This is a genomic window from Thermomicrobiales bacterium (assembly GCA_037045155.1).
Taxonomy (GTDB): Bacteria; Chloroflexota; Chloroflexia; order Thermomicrobiales; family CFX8; genus JAMLIA01.
Map to the genome: position 1 here is coordinate 843,756 of JBAOIG010000003.1, position 19,553 is coordinate 863,308.

A 19,553-nucleotide genomic window follows, 5' to 3' on the forward strand; every position below is an offset into this window, starting at 1 on the left:
CCCATCGCCCGATTCACCACCACCGCAGACGGCGGAACGTCCAGCCCAGCGCCACCGCGATGATTGCCATCCCCGCCAGCGCACCAACGTAGCCGAATCGCCAGTCGAGCCCCGGGATATACCTGAAATTCATCCCATACAGGCCCGCAATCAATGCCAGCGTCATCAGAATGATGCTGGCAACAGTCAGCGTTCGCACAGACTGGTTGAGGTCGTTAGACACGACTGTCAAGTGGACGTCGATGATCGTCGAGAGAATATCGCGGTAGCCGTCGATGGTATCGGTGACGCGGATAACGTGATCGTAGACATCCTGGAAGTAGGTCACCGATGTGCCACCGAGAAGCGGGAACTCGCGACGCGTGAACGCATTGAAGACCTCTCGCGTCGGCGCGATAAGCCGGCGCATCTCCAGAAGCACGCGCTTGAGACGGAACACCTGCTCGACCGTCCCTGTTCCATCGTTGGAAAAGACCAGCGCTTCGAGGTCTTCGATCCGATCTCCGATCGCGTCCATCGCCGGGAAGTAGCCATCGACGATTGTGTCCGAGATTGTGTAGACAAGCATTGACGGGTCGACCTGTCGCTCGCCTTGGCAATGCTCGGCCCAACGTCGAGCGGCGACGGTTATCTCCTCGATCGCGTTGTATTGCACGGTGACAACGGCGCGAGCCGTGATGAAGACCGCTAACTCCCGCAGGATCGGCCGCTGATCACCATCGGAAAGTGTCAGCGAGTAGAGGACGACAAGCAGGTGGGTAGGATACTCCTCGACCTTCGGTCGCTGGTGAGGTCGCTGGACATTTTCGATAGCCAGCGGATGAAACGCAAACAGCCGCCCGATCTGGTCGATCTCGTTGCTGGTCGGGTTCACAACGTCGAGCCAGATCCAGTCCGATGGCGACTTCGGAATCTGATCGAACGACACGTTGCGAAAAAGCTGATCCGCCTTGGAATCGAAGAGGCGAAAGGTCACATGAGCCCGCGTTCAGACATCGCAGTGACGATTGCCGCCCGCTCCGGCATCGACGGTTGGGCGCCGGGCACGGTAACAGCCAGCGACCCGGCGACGACCGCGGCGGCCACAGCGTCATCCAGTGACGCGCCATCGGCGAGCCAGGCGGCAAGCACGCCACAGAAACAATCGCCAGCGCCAGTCGTATCGACGACATCGACCGTCGGGGCGGGGAATATGCGTACTCCTGCCTCGTCGGCGACAACAGCGCCGGCTGGGCCGATCGTGATGATCGCCGTGCGTGGTCCAAACGCGAGAAGCTGCATCGCGGCGGTCGCCGCGCCGGCAACGTCGGACGCCTCGACCGCATAACCGAGGATAGCCGAGGCCTCGGATTCGTTGCAGATCAGAATATCGACACTACCGAGGATCTCGATCACTCGCGGGTCGAATGGCGCGGCATTCAAGAGAGCAAGCCCGGTTCGCGGGGCAATGAATCCTGCGCGAATCGCATCGAACGCGGCCTCGAGGACCGCGCTTAGGACATCGAAGCCTGCGGATACTGCCGCAACCGATTGCTCGGGCTGGACGAGATCATTCGAGCCAGGCACAACGACGATCTGATTCTCTCCGGAGAAGTCGACCACGATCTGTGCCACACCGGATGTCGCCTCGGGGATCTCTGTGAGATATGTCAGGTCGATCCCTTCTGCCGCTAGCTCATCGCGACGCGCGGCGCCGAAGGCATCATCGCCAATAGCGCCGACAAATCTCACCTCTGCGCCGGCCCGTCTTGCCGCGACTGCCTGGTTCGCGCCCTTGCCGCCCGGATAAACCGCGAATGCCGTCCCGAACACTGTCTCGCCGGCACTTGGCAGCCGAGCCGCCCGGCTGACGAGATCGGTATTACTACTGCCGATGACAACGACTCTGCCCACGTCAGTCACTCCTCGGTCTACGAGCGACTACCAGTCGAGATCGTCGTCCTGGTCGTCTTCGTGGCGGTTCGTCCACGGCGCGAACCGGCTGAAGAAGTGTTTCACGAGGAGTCCGCGGAGGCGAAGCCAGGCCTGCCGGCCACGAAGAAGATCGGTCTGTGGCACCGGCCGGCCACCATATGTCTCGCGGACGTACAAGTCGGCGAGGTAGGACGTCGGCCCGCGAGTCCCCGGAACCTCGGTCGCCACCGACCTCGCGATCTCATGCGGGGTCATCGATGGATCGACATGGATCCCGCCCCAGCCTGCGCCGCGGATTGTTTTCGCGTAGAGCTGGCCGGTCGGTGACAGACCGCGCATGCCACGTAACCAGAAGAACGCAAGGGTCAACGTGCCCAGCATCAGCGCTGCAATCGCGGCCCGGATTGCCCACTCGAGGCGAGACACCGGCTGCTGGCGGTTGGTCGCGCCGACGCCGGCTCCCGTCGGAAGGTCATTCTGGTCGCGCAGGAATGCGCTATCGTCCGGCAATGGGCCGCCGATACCACCAGATTCGCGATCGATTGCGCCAGCCGCTGGATTTGCGGGCGCGGCTGGTTCGCGATTGAAGGCCGTTCGCGACGCCGTCGGCTCGAACGGCACCCAGCCATAGCCGGCCAAGTACACCTCGGGCCAGGCGTGGGCGTTCCGCTCCCGATACAGGAATCCGCCCGCGTCCTTGTCACGATCCGCCGGGAAGAATCCTGTCACCATCCGCGTGGGCAGGCCGATCTCGCGGGCCATCACGATGAACGCCGAGGCGTAGTATTCGCAATATCCCTTGTGCGAATCGAAGAGGACGAAGTCCACAACATCGCGCCCGGCCGGTGGAAACTCGACATCCTCGCTATATTCGATCGCGGTTCGCAGATAGGCCTCGATCGCTTTGGCCTGGTCGTACGGCGTCTGAGCACCCTGAGTAACCTCGAAGGCCAGGGCGCGGGTACGATCGGTGACGGTGTCCGGGAGTTGCAAATATCGGTCTCGGATTGCCTGTGGAACATCGGCGGCGCTGCTCTGGCGGAGGTCTTCGCTCTTCGCCTTCGTCTCCAGCGCATCGACCTTGTATGTCTCTCCCGACGCCAATCCGTCTCGGGCATAGATCGCCTCGACGCCACCGATATCGGGGAAGTTACCGGAGTATGTTAGTGAGGTGGCACGGTAGGTGGTGGCGTCGATTGTGTATTCAAACGTGATGCCTCGCGCTGCAAGGAGCTGACGTTCGGCCGTGATATCTTCGGACTCAGGCCGAAAGCGGGGCGGTGTCGTATCGTCGGGGAGTACGGTCGGCGTCAGTTCGACGGCCGGGCTTGCATCGCTGACCGCTGTTGCTGAGGCGGGAGTGGGTGTAGCCAGGTCCGGAGGAGTGAAGTCATACTGTTGTAGCAGCAAGACGAGCCGCTGCAGCTCGCGCGGCACTGTCGAAGGCGCGTCGACGGCCAGGTCCACTTCGGCCCGGTCAACGATCTTCCACGGCACAACGAGGTTCACTCCGCGGTCCGAGCTGAGGAATGTCTCTGGCGCGAAGACGAGCGCGCCACGGGGGCGCTCCACGCGGATCGTGTATTCGGTCTTCTCGCGGGTCTTGAGTGCCTGGTCGCCGACATCGACCGCCTCGCCAGCTCGCATCTCGATCTGCGGCTGAAGCGGCCTGAGCTGACCACTCGCATCGGTGGTCTGGGAGACATCCGACTCCCACCCGCGTCCCGTGTAGGTCGCATACCGATGCGCGGCGAGGTACGGCGCAGTCGGCTCGCCGGTGACGAGAACGACCGGAGCATCGCTCAAGCGCAACGGGCCACCCAGGTCGAAGCTATCGGAGAAGGCGGCGTACCCGCCGATACCACCGCCTCCGGGGCCACGAATACCGGTGAACCAACTGTTGAACCGCTGTTCAACTGCCCGCCAGGGACCGTTAACACTCAACCATGTATCGTGAAGCTGCCCACTCTGGACACTGGCCGGAAAGATCCAGCCAAACATCAGGACGAACATCGCTAGATACGTCGCCGCCCACATCGCGTGCCAGCCGATTGACGACGGATAGTCGATTCGCTGACGACGCCAGTTCGTCTCTCGCTCGAGCATCCGAAACCGAACGAGGAGGAGTATTGCGAAGAAGAGGTACAGGACAACTAGCCCGGTCGGCACGCGCAGGCTATAGCCGAGATTGATGAAGAGCAGCAAACCCGGGAACACGAGCGCCGGCCAGATCCAGCGGGCTCGGAACACGAACCAGACCGATCCGAACGCCAGCAGCAACGTCAAGATCGACACAAGCAGCACAAACAGATACAGGTCGTCGATCTGCTTGCCGCCAGCGATCTGGTTGATCCAGTTGCCGAACCGATCCATCAGCCAGGAAAGCTTCTCTCGGCGGTTCCCGAGCCGGTCGTCCAAATAGACCGTCATCTGATAGAGGACGACAACGACGCCGCCCGTGAGCGCGAGCAGGCTTGCGATCCAGCCGGGAATGCGTTGCTGCTTCGCGACGATAAGGCCAGAGATCAGCCCGTACAGCATGATCCGATTCAGGATCTGAAGCCCATCGGCCCAGTCCGCCTGTCGAAGCGACCAGATTGCTACAAACACCACCAGCGATGTGAGAATAAACGTCGACCAGCCCTCGCGGAGCGCAAGACGATTCATGGGCTTATCCCTCGTGCCTCGGAACGTTCGAACCCGACTGTGGAAATCCCGACCACGGAATGACCGGTGGCAACTGCTGCATGATGGACTGTCGCGGCCTCCGCGCGCCCGAGCCTACGGGCGGTGAGAATCGTCCAGGCGATACAGCCAGTCAGCACCAGCGCAAGTAGCGCGACGATCGCCACAATCAGCAGACCAGCGAGCGGCGATATCGAGCTCGCGCTACTTGCCTGCATCGACACAAGCATCACCGTGACACTGAGACCGTTCCACATGCCGTGAATGACAACGGCGCCGATGAAATACAGGACGAAACGATATCCGCCGCGTGTGCGCAGATGGTACAGACCACAACTCGCAAACGCGGTGGCGGTTACGTGAATGAACGCTACCGGCGAGCGCAGCAGCAGTAGCCATGGCCAACTCTCGCCGGCCGCCATCGAGTACCCAAGTGTTTCCACGACCGAAAATCCCAGACCGACGCAGACGCCAGTAACGAAGTGCGCATACAACGACGCTCCCGAGCCGCGGTGGATGATGGCGACTCCAACAATTTTCGTGAACTCCTCGGTTATCGGCGCGGCAACCGCGTACATCGCAAACAACGCGAACGACACGGTCATCGTATTGACGATATTGCCGCTGAACTCATCCAGGGTGCCCTGTGCGCCGATCCGTTCGACGAAGTCGCGAACCATCGCCGGATCGACGAGCGCCAACCCCGCGATAACCGCGACGATAGCGCCAGAGGCGAAGAGCACCTGCAACACGATAGCGCTCGTCGTCGCGCCGAACATACCCCAGACGGTCGAGCGAAGGACAGCGGCACGGGGGATTGTGGCCGGTGCCCATCGCGTTGCCAACCGTCCGATAAAGCTGAACAGACCCGCCAGACCGACGATGGCAACAAACGGCTCCGCCAGTGGCAACCAGCCCCAATGCGCCGACGCCAAGCCGGCGGCGATCGCAGCAACGAGCGACACCACGCCAACCCAGAGCGGCGGGAATCGAACGCCACACGTAGCAGAGCGGCGCGTGCTGGATACGAGGAGCAAGGCCGCACCGATAACGAGCACGACGCCGAAGGCCGCCAAGGCCGCCAGGTCGCGCGTCTCCGCGCCACGCCAATCAGACCAGTTGAGCGCGTAGGCCAACAGGAGTAGCATCGCCACCCCAGCGGTCGCGAGAACTGTGGCCGTTCCGTTGAGAAGCAGTCGGCTCACACCCGTGGACCCCTGCCGCCCGGCGCAATCGAGTACGTCGCCAGAGCCCGGGTGATGTCATCCCCGTACTTGACCAGATACGTCGGCACTCCAACCGCCGCCAACGTACTGACGACAAACAGGCTCGACTCCGCCGCGCCGAACGTTGTCGGCTCAATGACGACGGCGACACACTGGACGTGGCGGCTGACGATCCCGATCGCCGACTGCACCCAGTCTTCGTTAGTCGACGGCGTCACAAGGATGACCGTGCTGTTTCTCGTAAACTGCGCGCCCTCGGCCAACAACAGTTCGGCGAACGGAACACTGCCGTCGGCGCGAACGACCGCAAGCTGTTCGAGGATCTTGATCATCTGCCGCCCGCCGCGATCGGTTGGGATCGCGATATGTTGGCGCGCCGACGCGATCAGGCCAACCGCGCGGTTCTGAGCCAGAAAGTGCCGCGCGAGCGATGCCGCGACAGTGACTGCGTACTCTTCAGTGGAATCCAGCCAGAACGCGAGAGGCACCTCGTCGCCGGCCAACGACGGCATCGCGCCGAGTGTGGTGGCGCCAGCGTGTACGCCCGCCTGTAAGTCAACGACGATCCAGATATCGGCCGTCGGATCGAGCTCGAACTCCTTCACCATCATCTTGCCGGTCCGCGCCGTGGCCGTCCAGGAGATGCGGTTGAAGGCGTCGCCGGGCATGTAGTCGCGCACACCCGAGGCGTTCGGCGTGACGAATGGCGTGCGACGCTGGATCGCGGATCCCCCCGGCAGACTACCAACCGGCAGCGCGAACGCGCTCAGGTCGACGGTGGCCGGATAGACGAGCAGCTCGTGGGTCTCGGGGACGAAGCGGACGTTCGGAAATAACCCGAACGGATCTCCACTCCGAATTGACATCGGGCCGATACGGAACCGGCCCCGGCGTGAGCAGATCGTCTCCACTCGCCAGCGCCTGGAGTCGTTGGGACCGAGATGCAGCACTTTCGAGACGCGATGGCCGGGGAGATCGGAATGGTCGATAAGCTCGACCCACAGCTTGGTCAGGCGGCTGCGGTTCTGGATCCGCACCCGCTCCTGCAACGGCTGCCCAACCTGGGCGCGATCCGCCTTCGACTCGCGAGTGAGCGCGACGCCGGTCAGGCTGACTCGGCCCCAGAACCAGGCAATTACAAGCAGGCCGACGAGCGCGAAGAAGACCTTGTCCAGAATGGCCCACTGGTTCAGCTGGCCGAGGACAAAGACGATGAACGCGAGCGCAATGAGTTTGAGCGCGTTCATTGCGCAGTCCTGCGAGCTCGCCAGCCCCCGCTCGATGACCGTGGCTGGGACGCCACAACCCGCGAACCGGGAACCGGAACTGCCGACAGTATCTCCTGAACGAGATCGCGAGAATCGATGCCCTTCATTCGCGCGGCCGGGTTCACGATCACGCGGTGCGCGAGCGTCGGCACGGCTAGATCCTTCACGTCGTCGGGAGTGACAAAGTCCCGGCCCTGAAGCGCCGCCCACGCACGCGACGCTGTGTAGAGACCCAACGAACCACGTGGGCTCGCGCCGAGGTAGATATCATCATGCTGCCGTGTGGCCAGAACGAGATCAACGATGTATTCCTGGATCAGCGGATCGACATGGACGTCCCGGATCTCGGCCTGCGCGCGCTCGAGGACGTCGGCAGTAACGATCTGGTCCAGTGAATCCAGCGGATGCGCGTACTGTTGGCGGGTAAGGATGTCGATCTCACTGGAGCGGCCGGGATACCCGAGCGACAACCGCACGAGGAATCGATCGAGCTGCGCCTCCGGCAGCGGGAACGTGCCCTCGTACTCGATCGGGTTTTCGGTCGCCATAACAACAAATGGATGCGGCAGTGGGTGGGTGACCCCGTCAACCGTGATCTGCGCCTCTTCCATCGCCTCCAGAAGCGCGGACTGCGTCTTCGGTGTGGCGCGGTTGATCTCGTCCGCGAGCACGATCTGGGCAACGATCGGCCCCGGGCGAAACTCGAACGTGCCGCGCTGCTGGTTGAAAATGCTGACGCCGGTCACGTCGCTCGGGAGCAGGTCGGGGGTAAACTGAATACGCTTGAACGTACAACCGATGCTTCGGGCGATCGCCTTCGCGAGGACGGTCTTACCGACGCCGGGCACGTCTTCAATCAGCACATGGCCTCGGCTGAGAAGTGCGACGAGGACGAGCTGTACCTCTCGGCCCTTGCCGACGATCACTCGCTCCACATTTTCCCGGACGCCTGTCGAAATCTGCTCGACGAACTCCATCGTAGTCCCTTCTTGCGCCGCCGGGGGAGTGACTTCCCGACTCTATGATTCACTATCGGCATTGGCCCAGCGCCAGAACACGGGCTCCGGCCACCTGAAGGTTGTAGAAAGTCGGTGGGGGGTCTGGCGCTAGAACGCGCTTCCTCTGAATGGTGGCGACGAATCCTGTACGATCGAAGACCCTCCAAAGTATAACAGTGCCCTGTTGCGTTATGTACAGGCACAGCCAGCCGCGGAAGTCGATCCACTACATATGATGACACGCGAGCCGGCCATTCGATTCCCAATCCGGATTGCGGACGCGCGCCCGTATAATGACTAGTCGTGTGAACGGAAGGAGCCCGGACGTGGCAGCAAGTACGGCAACAGTACCGCCGGCGCGACGGCGCCTGATCCTGGTCGACGGATACGGACTCGCGTTTCGCGCATTTCATGCATTACCGCTCACGCTCACCACCCCCGAGGGAGAGCTCTCCAATGCGACGTTCGGCTTTACGTCGATGCTTCTCGACGCGCTTCGGACGCACGAGCCGGACTATATTCTCATCACCTTTGATGTCGGCAAGTCCTTTCGCCACGATGAGTTCGAAGACTACAAAGCCCACCGGTCACCGATGCCCGAAGAGATGCGCGGCCAGTTGCACCGCATCCGCGAGGTCATTCACGCCCTCGATATCCCGATCTACGAAGCGGACGGATACGAGGCCGATGATGTCATCGGCACGCTGGCGCGACAGGCAAACGAGCGAGGCATCGACGCGTTGCTGCTGACCGGTGACAGCGATCTGTTACAGCTCGTCAACGACCATACCCACGTCATTCTTCCCGGAGCTCAGCGTTTCGGTGACTATCGTATGTTCGATCTCGATGGTGTCGTACAACGCTACGGATTCGGTCCCGACCGGCTTCCCGACTTCAAGGCGCTCGTAGGTGATAAGTCCGACAATATCCCCGGAGTACCGGGTATCGGCGAGAAAACGGCCAAGTCGCTCATCGATGCGTATCCATCAATTGAGGAGATTCTCGCCCATACGGATGAGATCACTCCGGCCCGGGCACGTAACGCGCTGGCCGAAAATGGTGAGCTCGCGTTGCAGTGCCTGAAACTGGCGACGATTGTCCGCGATGTGCCGGTCGAGCTCGACATCGACCGCACCGTCGTCCATGACTTCGACCGCGAAGGTGCGCTGGAGCTATTTCGATCCCTGGGCTTCCGGTCGCTGATGAGCCGTATCCCCGAATCCCACAGGAACGCGGTCGTCTCACCAAGCGAAACGACGTCCGGCCAGATCGCCACGCCGAAGCTCGCGACCACACGCGACGAGCTGGATGTGCTGGCCAGCGAGATCGGCGAGGCCGGCGAAATCGCGGTGGATGTTGAGACCGACGACACCAACCCGGTCACTGCCAACCTCGTCGGAATTGCCATCGCGACGGCGGAAGACCGCGCGTGGTACGTGCCACTGAAAGCCCCGGACGGCGCTGTGGCGTCACTGGACGATGTGCGGGCGACGATCGGCGGGGCGATTGCTCGGCACGCGAACGTTGTTACGCATCACGGAAAATTCGACCTGACGGTGATGCTTCAGGCGGGGCTGCCGGCGTTTGACATTGAGTTCGACACGATGCTGGCGGCCTACCTGCTGGGAGAATCGGGGATCGGGCTGAAGGACCTCGCCTTTCGCTATCTCGGCTGGGAGATGACCGAGATCACCACATTGATCGGAAGTGGTCGGGACCAGCGAACGATGGACGAAGTCCCTCTTGCCGATGTTGTCCCATATGCTGGCGCAGATGTCGAAAGCACGATGCGACTTCGGCCGATGCTGCAAGCGACTCTTGAAGAGCGCGATCAGATGTCGCTGCTGAACGATATCGAGCTGCCGCTCGTGCCGATCCTTGCAGACATGGAGCGGGTCGGCATCTCCGTCGATGTCGCCGTCCTCGAAGACCTCGCCGAGAGCCTGGCGGCGCAGATCGAACAGCTGGAAGAGCAGATCTACGGCTTAGTTGGTCACGAGTTCAATCTCGGCTCGACTCGCCAGATGGCGACCGTGTTGTTCGACGAGCTCGGGCTACCATCGGGCCGGCGCACGAAGACTGGCTATTCTGTTGGGCAGGAGGTCCTCGAAGGACTCCGCGGCGCGCACGATGTTATCGACCGCATTCTCGAGCACCGAACGATCCGCAAGATCAAGTCAACCTACGTTGACGCTCTCCCGCAGCAGGTGGACCCGCGAACCGGGCGGATTCACACGACGTTCAACCAGACGATCGCCGCCACTGGCCGCCTGTCGTCCACCGACCCGAACCTGCAGAACATACCGATACGCTCGCCGCTGGGTCGAGAGGTGCGTCGCGCGTTCATCGCCGCAACGGATGACAAGAGCAGATTGTTCGATGGGCCGGCACGACTCTATTCTGCCGATTACTCGCAGATGGAGTTGCGCATCATGGCCCATTTCAGCCAGGATAGCGCGCTTCTCGACGCCTTCAATCACGGCATCGATGTCCACCGGGCCACAGCCGCCCAGGTGTTCAACGTGCCCATCGCGGACGTGACGGCGGATATGCGCTCCACCGCGAAGACGGTCAACTTCGGCATTATGTACGGCATGCAGGCATACGGGCTATCACGCGACACTGGCATGTCTCGACAGGACGCCACGTTGTTCATCGAACGCTACATGAAGCAGTTCGACGGGGTGCGCGCGTATCTCGATGGGACTTTGGCCGACGCACGCGACAAGGGTTACGTCAAGTCCCTCTATGGACGGCGACGTTACGTGCCCGATATCGCGAGCGGAGGGCCGCGCCGGCTTGCCGCCGAGCGCGCGGCGATCAACATGCCGCTTCAGGCGACTGCCGCCGACATCATGAAGATCGCGATGATCGACGTCGCCAGGGAGTTGTCAAGCTCTAACCTCCGGGCGCGTATGCTCCTTCAGGTTCACGATGAGCTGCTGTTCGAGACACCGGAATCCGAGGTAGAAGCACTTCGCGAACTCGTCTCGAAGACGATGCGCGGCGCAGCTAAGCTGACAGTCCCGCTCGAGGTCGAATCTTCGGTCGGGCTAAACTGGGGAGACATGATCGACCTGGATTAAACAGCACGTTGTCTGGGTTATAATTGATCGTCTACCTCGGAGCGCGAGGTAGCAGGATAGCAAGGATTACCGATCACAATGCCAACCTATGAGTACGCGTGCGATAGTTGTGGTCATCGCTTCGATATTCGCCAGAGCTTCTCCGAAGATCCGATTCGTGACTGTCCGGTCTGTGGAGCCGGCGTGCGTCGCGTCGTATATCCCACCGGTGTGATCTTCAAGGGTTCCGGTTGGTATGTGAACGACAGCCGCTCGGCCGCAACCACCCCCAGTGCGTCGAAGCCGGTGTCGGATTCTCCCGGTACAGCCGAGAAGTCCGACAAAAAAGAGACCGTCAAGAGCGCGCCAGACTCCTGATCGCGCAACGCGGCCCGCCGGGAGGCCGGCGACACAGCCAGATTCGACACAACGGGGGTGAGCGCTACGAAGCCGCCCCCGTTCTGCATGTCCCGCGACGAGCACGCTGAAAGGTTGAGCGAACATGCCACTCATGATCTACAACACGATGACTCGGTCGAAAGAGCCGTTCGAGACCATCGAGCCGGGAACGGTGCGGATGTACGTCTGCGGGCCGACGGTATACGCGGACGCTCACATCGGCCACGCGATGTCGGCGCTCACCTTCGACGTGATCCGCCGATATCTGGAGTGGAACGGGTACGTCGTTCACCACGCGCAGAACTTCACTGATGTCGATGACAAGATCATCAATCGCGCGGCCGACCTCGGTATCGACCCGCGCGCGCTGTCCGAGCAGCTCATCGAATCATGGCTCGAGGAGACGGCTGCGCTGAACATTCTGCCGGCCACTGTCTACCCTCGCGCCACCGACGAGATCGACGGGATTGTCGAGATGATCCAGTCACTCATCGATACCGGACATGCCTACGTCGTAGAGGGGGGAGACGTCAACTATCGTGTCTCGAGCTTCGCCGGGTATGGCAAGCTGAGCCACCGCAACCTCGATGACATGCTGGCCGGCGCCCGGGTCGACATAGATCCGCGCAAGGAGAACCCGATGGACTTCGCCCTCTGGAAGTCCGCCAAGAAAGGCGAGCCGGCCTGGGAGAGCCCATGGGGACCCGGCCGGCCGGGCTGGCACATCGAGTGCTCGGTCATGGCGATGGAACACCTCGGGAATACGATCGACATTCACGGTGGTGGATCCGACCTTATCTTCCCGCACCATGAGAACGAAATCGCCCAGTCCGAGGCATTTCCTGAGAATCGCCCATTCGCTCGCTACTGGATGCACAACGGGATGCTCCAGCTCGGCGGGGAGAAGATGAGCAAGTCAATCGGCAACCTCATCCCGCTTCGCGAGCTGATCGCGCACAACGACGGGCGAGCATTTCGGCTGGCGGTGCTGCAGTCGATTTATCGCAACCCGCTTGTCTACAGCGGCGAGGTACTCGAAGCGGCACGGCGCGGGCTGGAACGGCTCGACACGGCAGTCCGTGGCTACGACGCGATGGCTACCGCGCACGACGCCGAGGCACACGCCGCAGCCGCCGAGGCCGAGGCACGCTTCCGGGCTGCGATGGACGACGACTTCAACACGCCGATCGCCGTCTCCGTCCTCTTCGACCTTGCCCGGATGGCGAACCGTGCAACCGGCGACGCGAAACACCTCTATCAGTCGGCTCTGGTCGAGCTATCCGGCGTCCTCGGGTTGGAGCTCGGCAAGACTGAAGGATCTCAATCCGGGGACGCAGCGCCATTTATCGACCTCTTGATCGCGATCCGCGATGAATTACGAACTGCGAAGCAGTGGGCGCTGTCGGATCGCATCCGCGATGCGTTGACAGAACGGGGGATTGTGGTTGAGGACTCGCCCACCGGCGCGACCTGGCGCCGAAAAGAACAGACCTGAACACCATCGCCGTGGTGGCACGTCACCCGGCGCTGAGTGGCTCTACGGCCGGAACGCAGTTCAGGAGTCGCTTCGAGCCGGCCGGCGACGGCATCGCCGGTTGCTCGTCAGCGACGCCGCGGAACTGAAGGAACGCGTCGACGCAATCGCGCAGCTTGCCGCGTCTTGTGGCGTGCGGATTGAGGTCGTCCCACGCCATCGCCTGGACGAGCAGATCATCGGGCATCATCAGGGGGTCGCGCTCGAGACCTCACCATACGATTATTCGGAAAGCCTCGATCTCCAGATGCTCGCCAGCAACTCAGCAACGCTACTGGTGCTCGACGGGCTGGTGGATCCCCAGAATGTCGGGACGTTGATGCGCACCGCGGAAGTCACTGGTGTCAGCGCGGTGGTGATCCCGACCGACCGAGCAGCGGCGATCACACCATCAGTCGTGAATGCGTCGGCTGGCGCCGTCGAGCATCTCATGATCCGGCAGGAGGTAAATCTCACGCGTTGGCTCCAGCGCGCGAAGGACGCCGGATTCTGGGTCGTTGGGTTGGCCGGCGAGGAGGACTCGGAGCCGCTGTTCGACGTCAGCATGCGCCCGCCCGTGGTTGTCGTTGTTGGCTCGGAAGGGGCCGGGTTGCGCCGGCTCGTCCGCGAGAGTTGCGATATCATCGCCGCGATCCCGATGGTTGGGCGGATCGAATCACTGAACGCGGCGGTCGCAGGATCGATCGCGCTCTACGAGGTGGTTCGAGACCGCTGAATCCGGTGACACGGTGGTGAGATGATGGTCGAACGGTATACACTTGTTGGTCGCGCGTTCGGGTCGCGTCGATGCTGCATGGCCAGGGCCACGCGTGTCACGATTCGCCCGCCTGTCGCAAGGGGCGACGCGCGTTCTTTCGACAGACAGTGAGGAAGGGTCTTCGTGGTCAAGGTCATTCTGATGCAGGACATCCCCAAGCTTGGCGATGCCGGGACAGTCCAGGATGTCGCGCCGGGTTACGCGCGCAACTACCTCATCCCCAAGGGGATAGCCACGATCGCCACGACTGGCTCGATCAGACAGGTCGAGGAGCGACAGGCCGCTGAGGCTCGGCGCATCGCCCGGCAGGAGGAAGAGCTCCGAGGTCTGTCCGATCGGATTCAGGGCACCCGGATCGAGATCCAGGTGCGTGCCGGCGAACAGGGCCGTCTCTATGGGTCGATCACTGCCGCCGATGTGGCCGAAAAGCTGGCCGCCGCTGTCGGCGAGGAAATCGATCGCCGCAAGGTCGACCTGGAAGATCCAATCCGCTCGCTCGGCGAGCACGAGGTCACGGTTCGACTGGTCGGCCGGCTGACCCCGACAATCGTCGTCGTCGCATTCGACCCGGACTACGTCCCCACGCCCGTGGAGCCGGAGTCGAGCGACGAGGACAGCGAGTCCGAATAACCGATGACGGCACAGGCGGTCGATCGTCTACCACCCCACAATATCGATGCGGAGCAATCCGTGTTGGGGTCGTTGCTGATCGACCGCGATGCCGTCATTCGGATCGCGTCGTACGTCAAGCCCACCGACTTCTACCGCTCGGCTCACGGGATCGTCTACGAGGCGATCATCAACCTCTACAACCGCCGGGAGCCGACCGATCTGATCACGCTCGTCGATGAGCTCCGACGAAACAACCGACTGGACGACGCCGGTGGCGAGACCTATCTCGCTGAGCTGATCGCCGCGACGCCGACATCCGTTCATGTCGAGTATTACGGTCGTATCGTCGAGCGAACGGCAACGCTACGGCGACTGATCGGCGCTGGCACCGAAGTTGTCACGATCGGTTACGACGATTCGCTCAACGTCGAGGACGCCATCGATCGAGCGGAACAGGCGGTCTTCAACGTCTCGCAACGCCGCTCCACGCGCGACTTCCGGACGATTGGCGAAGTGCTCGAAGAGTATTTCGACCGGCTCGACACTCTTCACCAGCACAAGGGCACGATCGTCGGCGTGCCAACCGGATTTGCCGACATCGACAAGCTGACGGGTGGGCTTCAGCCATCTGATCTCATTATCATCGCCGCCCGGCCGGCCGTCGGCAAGTCGGCGCTCGGGCTGGGGGTCGCCTACAACTCGGCCGTCCGCTTCGGGAAGACGGTTGGATTGTTCGTGCTGGAGATGTCAGCCGAACAGATTGTCCAGCGCCTTCTGGCGATGGAGACCGGCATTGATTCCCACCGCCTGCGCCTCGGATATATCGACGACAGTGAATGGTCGAGTGTGACCCGTGCATTTGGACGTTTGTCCGAAGCGGCGATCTATATCGACGACACGGCGTCGGTCAGCATCATGGATCTCCGCTCCAAGGCCCGTCGCCTGCACGCGGAGCGCGGCCTTGACATCATCATCGTCGATTACCTGCAGCTGATGACCGCGGGTGGCCGAGGCGACAACCGCGTCCAGGAGATTTCGACAATCTCCCGCTCGCTAAAGCAGTTGGCGCGTGAGCTGAACATCCCGGTCGTTGCGCTCGCCCAGCTCTCACGCGCCGTCGAGACACGCCAATCCCACGTCCCGATGCTCTCCGACCTCCGCGAATCCGGCTCGATCGAGCAGGACGCCGATATTGTGGCGTTCATCTATCGCGAGGAGGTCTACGACGCCGACACGGAGCGCAAGGGAATCGCCGATATCATCGTCGCCAAGCACCGCAACGGCCCGGTCGGAACGGTACACTTGCGGTTCTTCGACCGCACAGCGCGCTTCGCGGACCTTGAGACATACCGCGAGCCAGAAGCTGTAGCGGCGATCTCTTTCGTCGAGCCAACCGAAGGACCTGCTTCGTGCCCGCCGAGTACTCCGGAGGATCAGCTCCCCCCGTTCCGGCTTCGATGCTCGCCAGATTGATCTCCGATGTCTGGGATCCGATCGAGGTTAAGGTCGTCCTCGCTGTCGCAATCATGGGCGGAACCTCCGAGCCTGTCCGTGAATCGTTCTTGATCGAAGAGCCGACGCTGCGGCACGGCGCGCGGGCGGACGGATCGGATCGTGACGTTAGCCTGCGGCTGCAAGAGGGTCTGGATCGAGCGATTGTCCGCGGGTTGGTGTTGCGGCTTTTGGACGAGACGGGCACGCGATGGCTGCTGCTCGGCACCGACGAAAACCAACGCACCGCGCGTGCTCCGATTGCTACGCCCGCCGATATCAGCCCGCCGTGGCATGGGACGTTGATTCTTGAACGCCCGAGTATATTCACGATGTACGAGCAGAACATCGGCCTGGTGACGCCGATCATCGCCGATCGCCTGGTCGACGCGCTCGAGCGCTATCCCGAAACGTGGATCGAGGACGCCATCGGAGAGTCAGTCAACTACAATCGTCGCAACTGGAGATACATCCAACGCATTCTTGAAAATTGGGCCGCGGAGGGCCGGAACGATGAAGCCGATCGGCGAGGTGCTCAGGGGGATATCACTCGAGAAAAGCACCTCCACGGAAAGTACTCACACCTCTTCCGACGAGGAGATCTGCCCGATCTGTAACGGCGCAGGCTACTTGCGGATGGACGCAACAGTCGGCAGCCCGAATTTCAGCAGGCTTCTACCATGTGTCTGCAAGCTGGAAGAGCGGCGCAAGCGATCCCAGAGCCACGCGCGCCAGTTCAGCGACATGTCGCCGTTTCGCGATATGACGTTCGAGTCGTTCGATCCGGCGATCCGTGGAGCCCAGGAGGCGTTCGAGAGCGCCCTCGCCTTTGCTCGCCACCCACACCGCTGGCTGGTTCTTGTCGGCCCCTACGGATGCGGCAAGACTCACCTTGCGGCCGCGATCGCGAACTATGCGCTCCACGAGCTCCAGATGAATCCGGTATTCGCGGTTGTCCCGGATCTGCTGGACTATCTGCGGACAACGTTCGGGCCGGACGCGGAGGCGTCTTACGACGACCGATTCGCCGCATTCCGCGGCGCGGATCTGCTCGTCCTCGACGATCTGGGGACGGAGAACGCAACGCCGTGGGCGCGCGAGAAGCTGTTCCAGATCATCAATCACCGCTACAACGAGAATGCGCCGATGGTCGTCACGACGAACGATCTCGACCGTGTCGATCCGCGGATCCGGTCTCGACTGGTGGACTGGCAGCTCGCCACGACGATCTACATCGACGCGCCGGACTACCGGGATCGATCACCCCGCCGGCCACGATCTCGCGGACGCTAGTGGATCCTGGCGGATCCAGTGGTCTGACGGAGACATCGCACGCGCGTAGCGGCAGCAATAGACGCCACTGGGCTACAATCAGGTAAGGATCACTGTCGTCGCACGTCTGGGTAGGCTATGCCAGAACTGCCCTGGATATTTACCAGGCTCGATGCCCGCGCGCTGATCGATATCTTCGCGGTATCACTCATTTTCTTCTGGCTGTTGTGGTTCGCCCAACGAACGCGCGCGGCACAACTCATCCGCGGACTGATCATCCTGATCGTCAGCGTGCTCGCCGCTTCGCGGATCTTCAACCTGACGGCCTTGAACTGGTTGATCTCGCGATCCTGGCCGATGCTCATCGTTGCGATTCCAATTATCTTCCAGCCAGAGCTTCGGCGCGCGCTCGAGCAACTAGGACATACCAGTGCCTGGCTACGGCCACCGTTTGCGATTAGCCCCGACCGTGACGCCGAACGCACGCTCGATGGAATCAGCCGCGCCGCCTCTCAGCTCAGCCGCATCGGCTACGGAGCGTTGATCGTGATCGAGCGAGAGACTGGCCTGCAGGAATACGCCGACCGCGGCGTGCGGATCGACGCACTCGTCTCTCGGCAGATACTGATCAACATCTTCTTCCCGAACTCCCCACTCCACGACGGCGCGGTGATCATCCGGGGCGACCGGATTGTGGCGGCTGCCTGCATCCTGCCACTCTCCCAGCGAGAGATCCCCGGAGGAAAGATCGGCACACGACATCAGGCCGCGGTCGGTATCACCGAGGAGTCGGATGCGATCGCAGTCGTTGTGTCCGAAGAGACGAACCGCATCTCGATAGCTCACGACGGCCAGTTGACGGAGAATCTCGATACCGAAAGGCTGCGCCGAGCGCTACTCTCGTTGCTGAGAGTCGGAACAGCGGCGGAAGAGAAACGGTCGCCTCGTTCGTCACTCCTGCGCGGCCTGTTCAACCGGTTCGTTGCCGACGATTCCACGCCGTCCCAGGATGGCCAAAGCGAGACTCCGCGCAGAACGGGCTCGAAGCCAGACTCTTCGAAAGATAAGACGAATAACCATGATTAGACGTGTACGCACATTTGCCGACACGGGCAATCTCGTGCGCTTTGGCCTCTCACTGGTGCTCGCGTTCGCGCTCTGGGCATGGGTGACAAACGAGAATGATCCGGAGCAGACCTACATCGCGAACAATGTGCAAGTTGAAATCCGCCAAAAAGCGCCGAATCTGGAGATCGTCTCGCCGCTCGATGTCGTTGAAATCAGGATTCAGGCGCCCCGCAGCGTCATTCAGACGCTGGATCCGAGCCGCATCGTCGCCTGGGTGAGTCTCGACGATCGGACTGGTCCGGGAACGGCGACAGAAAAGGTGGGGGTAGATGTGCCCCGCGGTGTGCGGACCGCCAGAGTCACGCCGACGGAGATTCCGGTCGCGTTGGATACGCTCGTATCGCAGACATTCCCAGTGAAGCTTCTTTCGCCGAACGACCTTCCTCGTAACCTGGAGGTCACGAAATCGAATGTTGACATCGACACGGTAACGGTGACAGGGGTTCAGCGGAACGTTGAACGTGTTGCCCAGGTCATCGTCCCGGTGGCTATCGGTGGCCGAACGACGTCGTTTACGGCCAAGGTAACCCCACAGGCCGTCGACGAAAACAACATGCCGATCGACAGCATCACTCTCACCCCATCGACAGTCACACTCTCAGTCGACCTTGCCACGCGTGGCAAGGAGATCCCCGTCTTCGTCCAGTGCGGTTGCACTGCCGCGCCGGGGTTCCAGGTGCTGGGCTATCCGCAAGCCTCACCATCGACCGTCCTTCTCGACGGTCCCTCTGACGCCCTCGCCCAGATTCAGTACATCTACACGACGCCGATCGACACAGGGGGCCTCACTGCGACGACCGTGCTGAACGACATACAGATCGAGACATCTTCGCTACCGAAAGGCGTGACGATTGATCCATCGGTCGTCAGCGTCCTTGTCCAGGTCAGCCAACAGGTGTCAACGCGGACGTTCGAGGACATTCCGATTCAGGTATTGAATCGACCTCCGGGCGCAACTGTCACGGTAAGCCCGCCGACGGCGAGCCTGACCGTTGAGGGACCCCAGGAAGAGATCGCAGCGTTGACGGGGTCAGAGATTTCGATTGTCGTCGATGTCGGAGGGTTGGGCGCCGGGGTTCGCGATATACGCCCACGCGCGATTCTTCCGCCGCGCGTCCAATATGCCGATGCGCCACAGCAGGTGACGGTCACGATCGTCCTGCCACCACCGCCGACACCAACGGCTACCGTGGCTCCCTGACGA

The 19,553-nt window shown here is 61.9% G+C and carries 16 protein-coding genes; 10 read left to right on the top strand and 6 right to left on the bottom strand.

From position 1 onward, the window contains the following. Positions 1 to 13: 13 nt before the first annotated feature. Genes corA through V9F06_07140 form a run of 6 tightly spaced genes read right to left on the bottom strand, consistent with a single transcriptional unit; the run spans position 14 to position 8,070 of the window. Positions 14 to 976, bottom strand: coding sequence for a magnesium/cobalt transporter CorA (gene corA / locus V9F06_07115; GenBank protein ID MEI2617391.1), 963 nt, complete (start codon positions 974 to 976; stop codon positions 14 to 16). Further along, the gene (locus V9F06_07120; GenBank protein MEI2617392.1) at positions 973 to 1,893 is read right to left on the bottom strand and encodes a ribokinase; all 921 of its coding nucleotides are present in this window, start codon (positions 1,891 to 1,893) and stop codon (positions 973 to 975) included. The genes corA and V9F06_07120 overlap by 4 nt, the downstream gene beginning before the upstream one ends. Positions 1,894 to 1,920: 27 nt before the next feature. Further along, entirely contained in the window at positions 1,921 to 4,581 is a 2,661-nt protein-coding gene (locus tag V9F06_07125; GenBank protein ID MEI2617393.1) for a transglutaminase domain-containing protein, read from the bottom strand. Next, positions 4,578 to 5,804, bottom strand: a complete 1,227-nt coding sequence (locus V9F06_07130; protein MEI2617394.1) for a PrsW family glutamic-type intramembrane protease — start codon at positions 5,802 to 5,804, stop codon at positions 4,578 to 4,580. The genes V9F06_07125 and V9F06_07130 overlap by 4 nt, the downstream gene beginning before the upstream one ends. Next, on the bottom strand, positions 5,801 to 7,072 hold the full coding sequence (locus V9F06_07135; GenBank protein MEI2617395.1) for a DUF58 domain-containing protein: 1,272 nt from the start codon (positions 7,070 to 7,072) through the stop codon (positions 5,801 to 5,803). The genes V9F06_07130 and V9F06_07135 overlap by 4 nt, the downstream gene beginning before the upstream one ends. Further along, entirely contained in the window at positions 7,069 to 8,070 is a 1,002-nt protein-coding gene (locus tag V9F06_07140) for a MoxR family ATPase (protein MEI2617396.1), read from the bottom strand. The genes V9F06_07135 and V9F06_07140 overlap by 4 nt, the downstream gene beginning before the upstream one ends. A gap of 347 nt (positions 8,071 to 8,417) precedes the next feature. On the opposite strand from V9F06_07140, the gene polA reads away from it, so the two are divergent. The 10 genes from polA (at position 8,418) to V9F06_07190 (ending at position 19,550) form a co-directional block, all read left to right on the top strand. Then, positions 8,418 to 11,177 (top strand): DNA polymerase I, encoded by a 2,760-nt coding sequence (gene polA / locus V9F06_07145; GenBank protein ID MEI2617397.1) that lies wholly within the window; start codon positions 8,418 to 8,420, stop codon positions 11,175 to 11,177. 78 nt (positions 11,178 to 11,255) lie between these two features. Further along, positions 11,256 to 11,534: an FmdB family zinc ribbon protein gene (locus V9F06_07150; GenBank protein ID MEI2617398.1), complete on the top strand. Its 279-nt coding sequence runs from the start codon at positions 11,256 to 11,258 to the stop codon at positions 11,532 to 11,534. A 124-nt stretch (positions 11,535 to 11,658) separates the two neighbouring features. Further along, positions 11,659 to 13,050, top strand: coding sequence for a cysteine--tRNA ligase (gene cysS, locus V9F06_07155; GenBank protein ID MEI2617399.1), 1,392 nt, complete (start codon positions 11,659 to 11,661; stop codon positions 13,048 to 13,050). Next, entirely contained in the window at positions 13,001 to 13,804 is an 804-nt protein-coding gene (gene rlmB, locus V9F06_07160; GenBank protein MEI2617400.1) for a 23S rRNA (guanosine(2251)-2'-O)-methyltransferase RlmB, read from the top strand. The genes cysS and rlmB overlap by 50 nt, the downstream gene beginning before the upstream one ends. Positions 13,805 to 13,969: 165 nt before the next feature. Next, positions 13,970 to 14,476, top strand: a complete 507-nt coding sequence (rplI, locus tag V9F06_07165) for a 50S ribosomal protein L9 (protein ID MEI2617401.1) — start codon at positions 13,970 to 13,972, stop codon at positions 14,474 to 14,476. Between the two features lie 3 nt (positions 14,477 to 14,479). Continuing rightward, a complete protein-coding gene (gene dnaB, locus V9F06_07170; protein MEI2617402.1) occupies positions 14,480 to 15,931 on the top strand; it encodes a replicative DNA helicase in 1,452 nt (483 codons plus the stop codon). Next, positions 15,916 to 16,566, top strand: a complete 651-nt coding sequence (locus tag V9F06_07175) for a DnaD domain protein (GenBank protein MEI2617403.1) — start codon at positions 15,916 to 15,918, stop codon at positions 16,564 to 16,566. The genes dnaB and V9F06_07175 overlap by 16 nt, the downstream gene beginning before the upstream one ends. 19 nt (positions 16,567 to 16,585) lie before the next feature. Then, a complete protein-coding gene (locus tag V9F06_07180) occupies positions 16,586 to 17,242 on the top strand; it encodes an ATP-binding protein (protein ID MEI2617404.1) in 657 nt (218 codons plus the stop codon). 117 nt (positions 17,243 to 17,359) lie between these two features. Next, positions 17,360 to 18,307 carry a diadenylate cyclase CdaA gene (gene cdaA / locus V9F06_07185; protein ID MEI2617405.1) on the top strand — a complete coding sequence of 316 codons (948 nt, stop codon included), beginning with the start codon at positions 17,360 to 17,362 and terminating at the stop codon, positions 18,305 to 18,307. Continuing rightward, positions 18,300 to 19,550, top strand: a complete 1,251-nt coding sequence (locus tag V9F06_07190; GenBank protein ID MEI2617406.1) for a CdaR family protein — start codon at positions 18,300 to 18,302, stop codon at positions 19,548 to 19,550. The genes cdaA and V9F06_07190 overlap by 8 nt, the downstream gene beginning before the upstream one ends. Positions 19,551 to 19,553: the final 3 nt, after the last annotated feature.